The organism is Mycobacterium terramassiliense, from assembly GCF_900157385.1.
Lineage (GTDB): Bacteria > Actinomycetota > Actinomycetes > Mycobacteriales > Mycobacteriaceae > Mycobacterium > Mycobacterium terramassiliense.
Genome location: NZ_LT717701.1, coordinates 2,061,274 through 2,075,877, shown reverse-complemented (window position 1 = coordinate 2,075,877; position 14,604 = coordinate 2,061,274). Strand labels below are relative to the sequence as shown.

The window sequence follows — 14,604 nt, the reverse complement described above, 5'->3', positions numbered from 1 at the left end:
GCCGCACCCACAAATAGTGGCGACGGGACGGAGCTCCGCCCGCGGGAGAAGGGTGCATCGTGACAAGCGTTGGCTTGCTGGACCGTTCGAGAATCGTTGCTAAACCCGGATGGAGCCGCTGGCTGGTTCCGCCCGCCGCGCTATCCATCCACCTCGCCATCGGCTCGGCCTACGCCTGGAGCGTCTTCAAGATCCCGCTGGAGAAGTCGCTGCACGTCTCCGGAACCGCGAGCGCGATGCCGTTCACCGTCGCCATTGTGGCGCTGGGCCTTTCGGCCGCGGCCTTCGGCACCCGCGTCGACCACTACGGGCCACGCTGGGCCATGGTCGTTGCCACCGTGTGTTTCTGCAGCGGGCTGCTGATCGCGGGATTCGGAGTTTCAGTCCGCCAATACTGGCTCGTTGTGCTGGGCTACGGGGTCGTGGGAGGGGTCGGCCTCGGTATCGGCTACATCTCGCCGGTGTCCACGTTGATCAAGTGGTTTCCCGACCGTCCGGGAATGGCGACCGGCCTGGCGATCATGGGCTTCGGCGGCGGCGCGCTGATCGCGTCGCCGTGGACCAACAGCCTGCTCGACGCGTTCGGGCGCGCCAGCACCGCCGGCGTCGCGCGGACCTTCCTCGTGATGGGCTGCACCTACGCCGTATTCATGTCGATGGGGTGCCTGCTGATCCGGGTGCCGGCGCCGGATTGGGCCCCGCCGGGCTGGAAACCCAAGCCGCACAAGGCCGGATCACTGGTCAGCACGGCCGGTGTGTCGGCGGCCAACGCGATCAAGACGCCGCAGTTCTGGCTCTTGTGGGTCGTGCTCTGCTTCAACGTGACCGCCGGGATCGGCATCCTGGAGAAGGCCTCACCGATCTACCAGGACTTCTTCCCGCGGGCGCCGCGCGCGGCCGTGCTGGCCTCGGCGGCCGCCGGGTTCGTCGCCCTGCTGTCGCTGGCCAACATGCTCGGCCGGATCGGCTGGTCGTCGCTGTCGGATGCGCTGGGCCGCAAGACCATGTACCGGCTCTACCTCGGCGGCGGCGCACTCCTGTATCTGACGCTGCTGTTGACGACGAACACCAACAAGGTCGCCTTCCTGCTATGCACCGTGCTGATCCTGTCGTTCTACGGCGCGGGTTTCTCGACGGTGCCGGCGTATCTGCGCGACCTGTTCGGCACCTACGAGGTTGGCGCCATCCACGGCAGGCTGCTGACCGCCTGGTCGGTCGCGGGTGTGCTGGGCCCGCTCATCGTCAACGCCATCGCCGATTCCCAGAAGACGGCCGGGAAGCACGGCCCGGACCTGTACCTCGTGTCGTTCGAGGTGATGATCGCCCTGCTGGCCGTCGCCCTGATCTGCAACGAGCTGATCAGGCCCGTGGCAACCAGATTCCATGAGCCCGCACCGCCCGACGGCGCCGCGTTGGCGCCCGAGGCGATTCCCCACCGGCAACCGGAGAGGCAGCCGTGACGAACCCGCCGACGACGGTCCGCCCCGCCCCCATCACGCTGGCCTGGCTGTGGGTGGCGCTGCCCTTCGCTTATGGCGTCTGGCAACTCTTTTCGAAGATCACCCAGTTGTTCGGCGCCTGACCCTGGGGCCGTTCCCGCACCAGCAGCGCCACCAGCAAGGACGCCGCCAGCAGCAGCGCGCCCACGAACCACGCCGTCGCCGGCCAGCCGCCGGCCGCGTAGACGACGCCTCCCAACACTCCGGCGACCGAACCGCCCAGGTAGTAGCTGAACAGGTACAGCGCGGACGCCTCGGCGCGATGCCGATGCGCCACCGCGCCCACCCAGCCGCTGGCCACCGTGTGCGCGGCGAAGAACCCGCCGGTGAACACCCCGACGCCGAGGACGATCGAGGCCAGCGCGTGCGGGACGGTCAACAGCAGGCCGGCCACCGTGATGGGCAGGGCGCCGCCCAACACGAGCGCGCGTCCCCTGCGGTCGGCCAGCCGCCCCGCCACGACGGACGTCCACGTGCCCGCCAGGTACAGCACGAACAACAGCCCGGCGACCGACGAGGCCAATCCGAACGGCTGCGCGATCAGTCGGTACCCCAGGTAGTTGTACACGGTCACGAATCCGCCCATCAGCGCGAACCCCAACGCAAAGAGCTTCAGCAGCACGGGGTTTCGCAGATGAACCGCCAGGTTGCGCGCCGTGTCCCGCCCGCTCGCCGCCTTCGGCGTGAAAAATTGCGACCGGGGAACCGCGACCGCGAAGACCACCGTGCCGGCCAGCGTCACCAATGAGCACACCAGCAGCGCCACCCGCCAATTGCTGACGTCGACGACCAGGGCCGGGACGATCCGGCCGGCCAGCCCACCTACCGTGGTCCCGGCGATGTACCGTCCCATCGCCGACCCGAGCGACGCGGCGTGGATTTCCTCGGCGAGAAAGGCCATCGCGACGGCGGGGATTCCGGCGAGCGCGACGCCTTGCAGCGCCCGGCCGGCGAGGAGAACGCCGAGCGACGGACTGAACGGCAACAACAACCCGATGACGGTGGACACCACCCCGGACGTCAGTATCACGGTGATGCGCCCGTAGCGCTCGGAGAGCACGCTCGCGGGAATGACGGACAGCGCGAGCATCCCCGTGGTCAGCGAGACCGCGAGCGCCGCCGTGGCGGGGGTGATCCGGTAGTACGCCGACAACGCCGGCAACAGCGCCTGCGTGCAGTACATTGCGGCGAAACTGGCCAGGCCGGCACCGTAGAGCGCCGCGGTCACTCGCCGGTAGCCGCGGCTGCCGGCGTGGTGGGCGGTAGGCATAACAACGATGCTCGGTGCCGGGGCGGGGGAACGGAAATGAATTATAAACTGACTTATGATGCAGAAACAGCATAAGATGAGGTGGTGGGCGTGCCCGACGGCGACTACGAGTGGTTCATCACACTCGCGGAGCTGCAACACGTCACGGCGGCGGCCGAACAGCTGCACATCGCGCAGCCGACACTGACCCGGATGCTGGGGCGCCTGGAGGGGCGATTGGGCGTCGCACTGTTCGATCGCCGCGGCAAGCGACTCGCGCTGAACACCTACGGCCGAGTCTTTTACGAGCACACGCGACGCGCCCAGAGCGAGCTCGATGCGGCGCGGCGGGCGATCGACGACCTGGCCAATCCGGCCGTCGGCGAGATCCGGCTCGGCTTTCTCGGTTCGTTCGGCTCCACCGTGGTGCCGCGTTTGATCGCCGGGTTCCGGGAAGCGTCACCGCGGGTGACGTTCACGCTGGACGAAGGTGCCGCCGAATCGATCGGGGATCTCGTGCAGTCCGGGTCGATCGACCTCGGCGTGGTCTCGCCGCGGCCGCAGGCGCCAAACCTAGCCTGGCGCGGCCTGTTTCGTCAGCGACTCGGTGTCGCGTTCCCGTGCGACCACGCGCTTGCGGGTGCCGCGGCGGTGTCCATGACCGATCTGGCCGACGAGCCGTTCGTGGCCATGCGGGCGGGCTTCGGCATGCGGCGGCTGCTCGACGAGCTTTGTGCCGCAGCGCAATTCCAGCCATGGATCGTCCTCGAGTCGGCGAACCTCACGTCGACTGCCGGCCTGGTGGCCGCGGGATTGGGCATCAGCCTGATGCCCATCGACGGCAGCGAGCACGCACCCGGGATCAGCGTGCTGCCACTGGCCGACGCCGACGCCTACCGCGATGTCGGGATGATCTGGAATTCCGGGCGGCCGTTGTCGCGCCCGGCCCGCGACTTCATCGCGAGCGCCGCGGTCCTCCACCACGGCCCGTAGCGCGCCGGGACTGCGATGTCGGTTTTCCGCCAGTTTTGTCGGTGGGCGGGTGTAAGTCTGGAACCGTGCACGACGATTTCGACCGCTGCTACCGGGCCGTCCAGTCCAAGGACGCCCGGTTCGACGGCTGGTTCGTCACCGCGGTGCTGACGACGCGGATCTATTGCCGGCCCAGCTGCCCCGTGCGGCCGCCTTTCGCGCGCAACGTCCGGTTCTACCCGACGGCGGCGGCCGCCCAACGGGCCGGGTTCCGGGCCTGCAAGCGGTGCCGTCCCGACGCCTCACCCGGATCGCCCGAGTGGAACGCGCGCGGTGACGTCGTCGCCCGCGCGATGCGGTTGATCGGCGACGGCACCGTGGACCGGGAGGGCGTCGGCGGCCTGGCGGCCCACCTCGGCTACACACCGCGGCAGCTGGAGCGGCTCCTGCAGGCCGAGGTGGGCGCCGGCCCGCTCGCGCTGGCCCGGGCGCAACGGGCCCAGACCGCGCGGCTGCTCATCGAGACCACCAAGCTGCCGTTCGGCGATGTCGCGTTCGCCGCGGGATTCTCCAGCATCCGCCAGTTCAACGACACCGTGCGTTCGGTGTTCGAGACCACGCCGTCGGCATTGCGCCGGCGGCCGGCCGTCCGGATTGGGGACGAAACGAATCCCCCCGGCGCGCTGTGCCTTCGGCTGCCCGTGCGCACACCGTTCGCGTACGAGGGCGTCTTCGGCCACCTCGCGGCCGGCGTCGTGCCCGGCTGCGAGGAGGTGCGCGAGGGGGCCTACCGGCGCAGCCTGCGGCTTCCGCACGGCAGCGCGGTCGTGACGCTCGCGCCGGCCGTCGACCACGTCCGCTGCCGGCTGGCGCTCGACGACTTCCGCGACCTCACCACCGCGATCGCCCGCTGCCGGCGGTTGCTGGACCTCGACGCCGACCCCGAGGCGGTGGTCGACGCGCTGGCCGCCGATCCCGGGCTGGCCGCGGTGGTGGAAAAGGCGCCGGGGCAACGCATTCCGCGCACGGTAGACGAGGCCGAGCTGGCCGTGCGCGCGGTGCTGGGCCAGCAGATCTCGACCAAGGCCGCCAGCACCCACGCGGGCAGGCTGGTCGCGGCCTACGGACGCCCGGTGCACGACCCCGAGGGCACGTTGACGCATGCCTTCCCGTCGGTCGAACAGCTCTTGAAGGACGGGGACATCGATCCCGCCCATCTCGCGATCCCCGAAGCCCGGCGGCGGACGCTGCACGCGCTGATCGCCGGCCTCGCCGACGGAAGCGTCGTCCTGGACGCCGGGAGCGATTGGGAGGCCGCCCGCGCACAGTTGCTGGCGCTGCCCGGCGTCGGCCCCTGGACCGCCGAGGTGATCGCGATGCGCGCCCTGGGCGACCCGGATGCGTTTCCCGCCAGCGACCTCGGACTTCGGCTGGCCGCAAAGCGGCTCGGGCTGCCCGCGGATCAGGGGAAACTCGTTGAGCGCAGCGCCCGCTGGCGACCCTGGCGCTCGTATGCCACCCAGCATCTGTGGACCACCCTCGAGCATCCGGTAAACCATTGGCCGCCAAAGCCTCCAGAGGAGCGCGCATGATCAGCTATCGCACCATCGAGAGCCCGATCGGGCTGCTGACCCTGGCCGGGCATGGCCCGGTCTTGACGAACTTGCGGATGGTCGACCAGACCTACGAACCGAACCGCGCCGGCTGGTCGCCCAACGCGCGGGCGTTCGATGCGGCCGTCGAGCAACTCGGCGCCTATTTCGCGGGCGAGCTCACCGACTTCGACCTCGAGCTCGAGCTGCGGGGCACCGAATTTCAGCGGCGGGTGTGGCGGGCGCTGCTGACCATCCCCTACGGCGAGACGCGATCGTACGGGGAGATCGCCGAGCAGATCGGTGCCCCCGGTTCCGCGCGCGCGGTGGGCTGGGCCAACGGGCACAACCCCATCGCGATCGTGGTGCCCTGCCACCGGGTGATCGGCGCCAGCGGGAGCCTCACCGGCTACGGGGGCGGGCTGGATCGAAAGCGCACCCTGCTCGAACTGGAGAAAAAGCGCGCGCCGGCGGATCTGACCTTGTTCGACTAGGCGGCCGAAGGTCGAATTGTTGTGGTGATTTCCTGATAATCGCGCAACGACTCGACGCCGGGTGGCGGAGAATATGCAAAAACACCCCCGTTGCCGGGGGTGTTTTTGTATATGTTCGGCGGTGTCCTACTTTTCCACCCGAATAGGGCAGTATCATCGGCGCTGACAGGCTTAGCTTCCGGGTTCGGGATGGGACCGGGCGTTTCCCTGTCGCTGTGGCCGCCGTAACTCTATTTATTTTTCAACCAAGTGTTCTGGTGGGGGGTGTGGCGCGCCGCGACATTGCTGCCGGGCGCTGGATCGTGGTTGCGATTTGTGTTGGTAAGTTTTCGGCCGGTTAGTGCCAGTTCCCTACACTCATTACTGAGCTTCTAGGTCTGGCCTATCGAACCCATGTTCTGTGGGGGGCCTTATCCCTCTAAAAGGGTGAGAAACCTGATCTTGGAGAAGGTTTCCCGCTTAGATGCTTTCAGCGGTTATCCTGTCCGAACGTGGCTATCCAGCGGTGCCCCTGGTGGGACAACTGGTGGACCAGAGGTTCGTCCGTCCCGGTCCTCTCGTACTAGGGACAGGTTTCCTCAAGTTTCTGACGCGCGCGGCGGATAGAGACCGAACTGTCTCACGACGTTCTAAACCCAGCTCGCGTGCCGCTTTAATGGGCGAACAGCCCAACCCTTGGGACCTGCTCCAGCCCCAGGATGCGACGAGCCGACATCGAGGTGCCAAACCATCCCGTCGATATGGACTCTTGGGGAAGATCAGCCTGTTATCCCCGGGGTACCTTTTATCCGTTGAGCGACACCCCTTCCACTCGGGGGTGCCGGATCACTAATCCCGACTTTCGTCCCTGCTTGACGTGTAGGTCTCGCAGTCAAGCTCCCTTGTGCATTTACACTCAACACCTGATTGCCGTCCAGGTTGAGGGAACCTTTGGGCGCCTCCGTTACATTTTAGGAGGCAACCGCCCCAGTTAAACTACCCGCCAGGCACTGTCCGTGAACCGGATATACGGTTCGACGTTAGGTATCCAATACGATCAGAGTGGTATTTCAACAACGACTCCGCCCCAACTGGCGTTGGGGTTTCACAGTCTCCCACCTATCCTACACAAACCGTACCGAACACCAATACCAAGTTGTAGTGAAGGTCCCGGGGTCTTTTCGTCCTGCCGCGCGTAACGAGCATCTTTACTCGTAGTGCAATTTCGCCGAGTCTATGGTTGAGACAGTCGAGAAGTCGTTACGCCATTCGTGCAGGTCGGAACTTACCCGACAAGGAATTTCGCTACCTTAGGATGGTTATAGTTACCACCGCCGTTTACTGGGGCTTAAATTCTCCGCTTCACCTTGCGGTTAACGGGTCCTCTTAACCTTCCAGCACCGGGCAGGCGTCAGTCCGTATACATCGTCTTGCGACTTCGCACGGACCTGTGTTTTTAGTAAACAGTCGCTTCTCGCTGGTTTCTGCGACCGGATCCCGCTCCCAGCGCAAGGCTGTTCACGGTATTCCGGTCCCCCTTCTCCCGAAGTTACGGGGGCATTTTGCCGAGTTCCTTAACCATAGTTATCTCGTACGCCTCGGTATGCTCTACCTGACCACCTGTGTCGGTTTGGGGTACGGGCCGTGTGTGTGCTCGCTAGAGGCTTTTCTTGGCAGCAGAGGATCACCGAATTCACCTCAATCGGCTATGCATCACCTCTCAGGAATATGAGCGACGGATTTGCCTATCGCTCTCCCTACAGGTTTGCCCCAGTATTACCACTGACTGGTACGGCTACCTTCCTGCGTCACCCCATCGCTTGACTACTACCAACGGAGGTCCCACGCAGCCCCGAAACTCCATGCCCCCGAAGGGGAATGGTCGATCCGGTTTTGGGTGGTTAGTACCGCTGATTCGTCAGGGACGCGCACACACGGGTACGGGAATATCAACCCGTTGTCCATCGACTACGCCTGTCGGCCTCGCCTTAGGTCCCGACTCACCCTGGGCGGACTGGCCTGGCCCAGGAACCCTTGGTCTTACGGCGGGCAAGGTTCTCACTTGCCTTATCGCTACTCATGCCTGCATTCTCACTCCCCCACCCTCCACCGTCGGTCACCCGGCGGCTTCGCTGAATGGGGGACGCTCCCCTACCCAACCTTGCGGTTGTCGCGGCTTCGGCGGTGTGCTTGAGCCCCGCTACATTATCGGCGCACAATCACTTGACCAGTGAGCTATTACGCACTCTTTCAAGGGTGGCTGCTTCTAAGCCAACCTCCTGGTTGTCTCTGCGACTGCACATCCTTTCCCACTTAGCACACGCTTTGGGGCCTTAGCCGGCGATCTGGGCTGTTTCCCTTTCGACGTACGGAGCTTATCCCCCGCCGTCTCACTGCCACGCTATACACCACGGCATTCGGAGTTTGGCTGACGTCAGTAACCTAGTAGGGCCCATCGGCCATCCAGTAGCTCTACCTCCGTGGTGAAACACGTAACGCTGCACCTAAATGCATTTCGGGGAGAACCAGCTATCACGGAGTTTGATTGGCCTTTCACCCCTACCCACAACTCATCCCCTCAGTCTTCAACCTAAGTGGGTTCGGGCCTCCACGCGGTCTTACCCGCGCTTCACCCTGGCCATGGGTAGATCACTCCGCTTCGGGTCCAGAACATGCCACTACACCCCAAAGGGGATGCGCCCTATTCAGACTCGCTTTCGCTGCGGCTACCCCACACGGGTTAACCTCGCGACATGTCCCTGACTCGCAGGCTCATTCTTCAAAAGGCACGCCATCACCCCACAAGGAGGCTCTGACGGATTGTAGGCACACGGTTTCAGGTACTCTTTCACTCCCCTCCCGGGGTACTTTTCACCATTCCCTCACGGTACTAATCCGCTATCGGTCATCGAGAAGTATTTAGGCTTACCGGGTGGTCCCGGCAGATTCACAGCAGATTCCACGAGCCCGCTGCTACTCGGGAGTTGATACAAGGTAGGTGCCGGGTTTTCGCGTACCGGGCTCTCACCGTCTACGGCAGACCATCCCAGGCCATTTCCCCTAACCACGACACTTTTTGACTACCCCTCAGCCAGGTAGAGCTGAGACGTATCAATCCCACAACCCCGCACACACAACCCCTACCCGGTTACACATGCGTGCGGTTTAGCCATGTTCCGCTTTCGCTCGCCACTACTGACGGAATCACAATTGTTTTCTCTTCCTACGGGTACTGAGATGTTTCACTTCCCCGCGTTCCCCCCCGCACCCTATATATTCAGGTGCGGGTAACACGACATCACTCGTGCTGGGTTTCCCCATTCGGAAATCCTCGGATCAACGCTCGGTTGACAGCTCCCCGAGGCATATCGCAGCCTCCCACGTCCTTCATCGGCTCTCGATGCCAAGGCATCCACCATGCGCCCTTAAGCACTTACAAACACAAAAACCAAAGAAAAATTACACATTTAATGGACACACCACCGCGAAGGCAGTGCATCCATTTAGATGCTCGCAACCACTATCCAGTTCTCAAACACCACACCCCACCACCAAGATGGGGGGACACCACTCGAAACAACCCGAGTGCTGCCTCAGGACCCAATAGTGTGTCTGGCTTTCGCTTTGTTGTTGCGCACCCGGCCCCCGCCCACTACAGGCGAGAACCCCTCACGGCCTGCACCCCACCAATTGGGGTGCTTTTCGTGGTGCTCCTTAGAAAGGAGGTGATCCAGCCGCACCTTCCGGTACGGCTACCTTGTTACGACTTCGTCCCAATCGCCGATCCCACCTTCGACAGCTCCCTCCCAAAGGGTTAGGCCACTGGCTTCGGGTGTTACCGACTTTCATGACGTGACGGGCGGTGTGTACAAGGCCCGGGAACGTATTCACCGCAGCGTTGCTGATCTGCGATTACTAGCGACTCCGACTTCACGGGGTCGAGTTGCAGACCCCGATCCGAACTGAGACCGGCTTTAAAAGGATTCGCTTAACCTTGCGGCATCGCAGCCCTTTGTACCGGCCATTGTAGCATGTGTGAAGCCCTGGACATAAGGGGCATGATGACTTGACGTCATCCCCACCTTCCTCCGAGTTGACCCCGGCAGTCTCTCACGAGTCCCCGGCATTACCCGCTGGCAACATGAGACAAGGGTTGCGCTCGTTGCGGGACTTAACCCAACATCTCACGACACGAGCTGACGACAGCCATGCACCACCTGCACACAGGCCACAAGGGAACCGACATCTCTGCCGGCGTCCTGTGCATGTCAAACCCAGGTAAGGTTCTTCGCGTTGCATCGAATTAATCCACATGCTCCGCCGCTTGTGCGGGCCCCCGTCAATTCCTTTGAGTTTTAGCCTTGCGGCCGTACTCCCCAGGCGGGGTACTTAATGCGTTAGCTACGGCACGGATCCCAAGGAAGGAAACCCACACCTAGTACCCACCGTTTACGGCGTGGACTACCAGGGTATCTAATCCTGTTCGCTCCCCACGCTTTCGCTCCTCAGCGTCAGTTACTGCCCAGAGACCCGCCTTCGCCACCGGTGTTCCTCCTGATATCTGCGCATTCCACCGCTACACCAGGAATTCCAGTCTCCCCTGCAGTACTCCAGTCTGCCCGTATCGCCCGCACGCTCACAGTTAAGCCGTGAGATTTCACGAACAACGCGACAAACCACCTACGAGCTCTTTACGCCCAGTAATTCCGGACAACGCTCGCACCCTACGTATTACCGCGGCTGCTGGCACGTAGTTGGCCGGTGCTTCTTCTGCAGGTACCGTCACTTGCGCTTCGTCCCTGCTGAAAGAGGTTTACAACCCGAAGGCCGTCATCCCCCACGCGGCGTCGCTGCATCAGGCTTGCGCCCATTGTGCAATATTCCCCACTGCTGCCTCCCGTAGGAGTCTGGGCCGTATCTCAGTCCCAGTGTGGCCGGACACCCTCTCAGGCCGGCTACCCGTCGTCGCCTTGGTAGGCCGTCACCCCACCAACAAGCTGATAGGCCGCGGGCCCATCCCACACCGCAAAAGCTTTCCACCACAAGGCATGCGCCTCGAGGTCCTATCCGGTATTAGACCCAGTTTCCCAGGCTTATCCCGAAGTGCAGGGCAGATTACCCACGTGTTACTCACCCGTTCGCCACTCGAGTACCCCCGAAGGGGCCTTTCCGTTCGACTTGCATGTGTTAAGCACGCCGCCAGCGTTCGTCCTGAGCCAGGATCAAACTCTCCAAACAAAATCTCCTCGAGAAACGAGGTGAATTTACAATCAGAGAAAATCTGACCTAACAAAAAGACACCAAACATCTGGCATCAAAAAACAGCCATACCCACACACGGGGAGTGCAGAGTATGGCCAAAAAACAACAACAATTAAAAAAGACCAAACACACTATTGAGTTCTCAAACAACACTCATGCTTGTTTTCGCCCGCTTCCGGGCAACCCTGCCAGCTTAATACCAGTCCGGCGGAGGCGTCAAGCCCCAGTTTTGGCCATCTTGCGTGGTGACCGCTGCGGGCAGCCGTGCCAGGCTAGTACCGATCCGGCGAGGGAGTCAATTCCCCGGTTTCGGTCCCTCTCGCGGGGTGACCGCCCTTGTGGGGCACTGACTTTGACTACTCTACCCGCTCGATCTCCGCTCCCAAAATCGCCAGGTTTTCCACGAACAACGGGTAGCCGCGGTCGATGTGGAAGACGTCGTGGACCTCGGTGTCGCCGTCGGCGACGAGCCCGGCCAGCACCAGGCCGGCGCCGGCCCGGATGTCCGAACACCACACCGGGGCGCTGGAAAGTTGTGGCAAACCCCGCACGACGGCGTGGTGCCCGTCGGTGCGGGCGTCGGCGCCCAGCCGGATCATCTCCTCGACGAACCGGAAGCGCGCCTCGAACACGTTCTCCGTGATCATCGACGTGCCGTCGGCGATCGAGGCCAGCGCGATCGCCATCGGCTGCAAGTCAGTCGGAAACCCGGGAAAAGGCAAGGTCGCGACGTTGACCGCCTTCGGGCGCTCGTACTGAGTCACCCGGAAGCTGCTGTCGGTTTGGGTGACCGTGGCGCCCGCGTCGTGCAACTTGTGCAGCACCACCTGCAGGTGGGCCGGGTCGACGCCGGTCACCTCGATATCGCCACGCGTCATCGCGGCGGCGATGCCCCAGGTGGCGGCCACAATGCGGTCACCGATCACGCGGTGTTCCGTCGGATGGAGCCGCGGGACGCCGGTGATGGTCATGGTGGGCGAACCCGCACCTTCGATCTGGGCGCCCATCTGGTTCAGCATCGTGCACAGATCGACCACGTCCGGTTCGCGCGCCGCGTTGTGAATAGTGGTGACGCCCTCGGCCACGACGGCGGCCATCAGGATGTTCTCGGTGGCCCCGACCGACGGGAACTCCAGCTGAATCTCCGCGCCGCGCAAGGTGTCTGCCTGGGCGACCACACACCCGTGCTCGATGTTGCACTGCGCGCCCAGCTGCCGCAGGCCCGCCTGGTGCATGTCCAGCGGGCGCGATCCGATCGCGTCGCCGCCCGGGAGCGCGACCCTGGCGCGCTTGCAGCGGCCGACCAGCGGGCCCAACACGCAGACCGAGGCGCGGAACTGTCGCACCGCCGCGAAGTCGGCGTCGTACTTGGGCTCGTCGGGCGAGGTGATGCGGGCGACGTCGCCGTCGAGTTCGACGGTGGCGCCCAGGCCGCGCAAGACCTCGGCCATCAATGGCACGTCGAGGATGTCGGGGCAGTTGGTGATGGTGCTGGTCCCCTCGGCCAGCAGGGTCGCAGCCATCAGCTTGAGCACGCTGTTCTTGGCGCCCCCGACGGCGACTTCGCCGGACAACCGGTTACCGCCGGTCACCACGAATCGCTCAGTCACCCGCGTCAGTTTAGTGAAGCGGTTTCGGCTTGTCAGTCAGCCTCGCTTGACGACGATGCGCTCCGCGCAGCGGAGCGGGGCGGCCGGCCGAGTACCGTTTTCTCATGGCGATCCACCTGACCCGCATATATACGCGTACCGGCGACGACGGGACGACGGGATTGAGCGATTTCTCACGGGTCTCCAAAAACGATCCCCGCCTGGTGGCGTACGCCGACTGCGACGAGGCCAACTCCGCGATCGGCGTCGCGATAGCCCTCGGTCGCCCCGACGGGGAAGTCGCCGGTGTGTTGCGGCAGATCCAGAACGACTTGTTCGACGCGGGCGCGGATCTGTCGACCCCGGTGGTGGAAAACCCCAAATATCCCCCGCTGCGAGTTGCCCAGGCCTACATCGATCGGCTCGAAGCATGGTGCGACAAGTACAACGAACCCCTGCCTGCGCTGAATTCCTTTGTGCTGCCCGGAGGTTCGCCGCTGTCGGCGCTGTTGCACGTCGCCCGCACCGTGGTGCGACGGGCCGAGCGCTCGGCGTGGGCCGCGATCGATTCCCAGCCCGACGCGGTCAGCGTGCTGCCGGCGAAGTACCTCAACCGGCTGTCGGACCTGCTGTTCATCCTGGCGCGGGCGGCCAATCCCGAGGGCGACGTGCTTTGGAAGCCGGGCGGCGACCGATGAAAGCTGCAGTGCGGCAATGAAAAACAACCGATCGATCCCACCGGTCGCCGTGATCCCGGTGCTGGTCTACCCGGACGTGCGGGCGGCGGTGGATTGGCTCGCCGCGGCCTTCGGCTTCGTCGAGCGAACCCGGATCGGCGACGGCCACCGCGCGCAGCTGGGCATCGGCGCACACGGGGCCGTGATCCTCGCGGACGTGGCTGGCGAGCGGCGACCGCCGACGGCCGGCGTCGTCACGCACGAGATCAAGGTGCGGGTCGCCGACGTGGACGGCCAGTTCGAACGCGCCCGGGCGGCCGGCGCGAAGGTGTTGGAGGCGCCGGTCGACCGCGAATACGGCGAACGGGAATGCACCGTCGAGGACCTCGCGGGGCATCGCTGGCAGTTCAGCGAAACGGTGCGCGACGTCGCGCCCGAAGAATACGGGTGCCAGACCGTCAGCGGGTGGTAGTCACACGCTGCGCCGGCGTGCGCGCGGCGAGGGACGGGATTCCAGCCAGGACAAAAATGCGGTCAGCGCGCCCCTGTCGAGTGCGAGCTCGTAACCGGACCTGTGGTCCTGAGTCGTGTCGCGCAGCTCCAGGACGACGATCTCGTCGGTCATGATGTCGAATTCGTCGCCGCGCGGCGCACGGCGGGCCACGATCTCCACCCCACGCCGGCTGAGCCTGCGGTCCGGCCACAACCGCAGGCTCGACAACCGGTAGAAGGCGGCCTCGCCACCGCGATAGCGGATCACGCCGTGCCGCCAGCCGTGCCCGCCGACGGCGGGGATGTCCCGCATGATCCCGGCCGTGCCGCCCTGGCGCAGCTTCCACAGCCGATAGCTCAGTGCGAGGACGGCGGCCCCCAGCATGACGACGAGCACGACCATGCCGACCATGGGCGCGCTCATCGACGGCGCTAGTCGATCGCGCCGACGGCGCGCAGTCTGGCGCGCCCCCTCGCGGCGATGCGGGGATCGTCCGACTCGGCCGCCTCCCGGGCGGCGTTCTCGTCGATCTCCGACTCGAACTCGGCCGATTCGGCCAGGATGCTGACCTGTTCCTCGGTCACCGTCAGGAACCCGCCATCGACCGCGATCCGCAGGTCGTCCTCGCCTTCGCGTTCGACGCGCACCATGGCGTCGTCCACCAGCTGAGCCACCAGTGGGATGTGGTGGGGCAGGATGCCGATCTCGCCGACGGTGGTGCGGGTGAACAGGAACGTTGCCTCGCCCGACCAGATCTTCCGTTCGACGGCGACTATCTCAACGTTCAATTCGGCCATG

General features: G+C 64.5%; 11 protein-coding genes and 3 rRNA genes. 7 read left to right on the top strand and 7 right to left on the bottom strand.

All coding sequences use genetic code 11. From position 1 onward, the window contains the following. Window positions 1–59 precede the first annotated feature (59 nt). Together MTAB308_RS24560 and MTAB308_RS30650 are read left to right on the top strand one after the other, a co-directional pair. The gene (locus MTAB308_RS24560; RefSeq protein ID WP_245831484.1) at window positions 60–1,460 is read left to right on the top strand and encodes an L-lactate MFS transporter; all 1,401 of its coding nucleotides are present in this window, start codon (window positions 60–62) and stop codon (window positions 1,458–1,460) included. Next, window positions 1,457–1,582 (top strand): MFS transporter small subunit, encoded by a 126-nt coding sequence (locus MTAB308_RS30650; RefSeq protein WP_425436317.1) that lies wholly within the window; start codon window positions 1,457–1,459, stop codon window positions 1,580–1,582. The genes MTAB308_RS24560 and MTAB308_RS30650 overlap by 4 nt, the downstream gene beginning before the upstream one ends. Here MTAB308_RS30650 and MTAB308_RS24555 read toward each other — a convergent pair. Next, complete coding sequence (locus MTAB308_RS24555; RefSeq protein WP_108637398.1) at window positions 1,531–2,769, bottom strand: MFS transporter; 1,239 nt, start codon at window positions 2,767–2,769, stop codon at window positions 1,531–1,533. The two genes, MTAB308_RS30650 and MTAB308_RS24555, sit on opposite strands and share 52 nt — an antisense overlap. 90 nt (window positions 2,770–2,859) lie before the next feature. On the opposite strand from MTAB308_RS24555, the gene MTAB308_RS24550 reads away from it, so the two are divergent. The 3 genes from MTAB308_RS24550 to MTAB308_RS24540 all read left to right on the top strand — a co-directional run bounded on the left by MTAB308_RS24550 (window position 2,860) and on the right by MTAB308_RS24540 (window position 5,806). Beyond that, window positions 2,860–3,741 (top strand): LysR family transcriptional regulator, encoded by an 882-nt coding sequence (locus MTAB308_RS24550; RefSeq protein WP_077104749.1) that lies wholly within the window; start codon window positions 2,860–2,862, stop codon window positions 3,739–3,741. A 65-nt stretch (window positions 3,742–3,806) separates the two neighbouring features. After that, window positions 3,807–5,312 (top strand): DNA-3-methyladenine glycosylase 2 family protein, encoded by a 1,506-nt coding sequence (locus MTAB308_RS24545; protein ID WP_077102947.1) that lies wholly within the window; start codon window positions 3,807–3,809, stop codon window positions 5,310–5,312. Then, a complete protein-coding gene (locus MTAB308_RS24540) occupies window positions 5,309–5,806 on the top strand; it encodes a methylated-DNA--[protein]-cysteine S-methyltransferase (RefSeq protein WP_077102945.1) in 498 nt (165 codons plus the stop codon). The genes MTAB308_RS24545 and MTAB308_RS24540 overlap by 4 nt, the downstream gene beginning before the upstream one ends. Before the next feature lie 113 nt (window positions 5,807–5,919). Here the strand turns inward: MTAB308_RS24540 and rrf are convergent. The 4 genes from rrf to murA all read right to left on the bottom strand — a co-directional run bounded on the left by rrf (window position 5,920) and on the right by murA (window position 12,657). Then, a 5S ribosomal RNA gene (gene rrf / locus MTAB308_RS24535) occupies window positions 5,920–6,033 on the bottom strand. A 90-nt stretch (window positions 6,034–6,123) separates the two neighbouring features. Then, window positions 6,124–9,224: ribosomal RNA gene (locus MTAB308_RS24530) — 23S ribosomal RNA — on the bottom strand. A gap of 279 nt (window positions 9,225–9,503) precedes the next feature. Further along, window positions 9,504–11,023: ribosomal RNA gene (locus MTAB308_RS24525) — 16S ribosomal RNA — on the bottom strand. Together the 16S, 23S and 5S rRNA genes form the textbook arrangement of a ribosomal RNA operon. 380 nt (window positions 11,024–11,403) lie before the next feature. Continuing rightward, on the bottom strand, window positions 11,404–12,657 hold the full coding sequence (gene murA, locus MTAB308_RS24520) for a UDP-N-acetylglucosamine 1-carboxyvinyltransferase (protein WP_077102943.1): 1,254 nt from the start codon (window positions 12,655–12,657) through the stop codon (window positions 11,404–11,406). A 104-nt stretch (window positions 12,658–12,761) separates the two neighbouring features. Between murA and MTAB308_RS24515 the strand changes: the two genes are divergently transcribed. Beyond that, window positions 12,762–13,334 (top strand): cob(I)yrinic acid a,c-diamide adenosyltransferase, encoded by a 573-nt coding sequence (locus MTAB308_RS24515; RefSeq protein ID WP_077102941.1) that lies wholly within the window; start codon window positions 12,762–12,764, stop codon window positions 13,332–13,334. Between the two features lie 16 nt (window positions 13,335–13,350). Continuing rightward, on the top strand, window positions 13,351–13,785 hold the full coding sequence (locus MTAB308_RS24510) for a VOC family protein (RefSeq protein WP_077102939.1): 435 nt from the start codon (window positions 13,351–13,353) through the stop codon (window positions 13,783–13,785). On the opposite strand, the gene MTAB308_RS24505 is transcribed toward MTAB308_RS24510, so the two are convergent. Both MTAB308_RS24505 and MTAB308_RS24500 read right to left on the bottom strand, forming a co-directional pair. Further along, complete coding sequence (locus tag MTAB308_RS24505; RefSeq protein WP_077102936.1) at window positions 13,786–14,229, bottom strand: DUF2550 domain-containing protein; 444 nt, start codon at window positions 14,227–14,229, stop codon at window positions 13,786–13,788. It abuts the gene before it with no gap. 8 nt (window positions 14,230–14,237) lie between these two features. Further along, entirely contained in the window at window positions 14,238–14,603 is a 366-nt protein-coding gene (locus tag MTAB308_RS24500) for a F0F1 ATP synthase subunit epsilon (protein WP_077102934.1), read from the bottom strand. Window position 14,604: the final 1 nt, after the last annotated feature.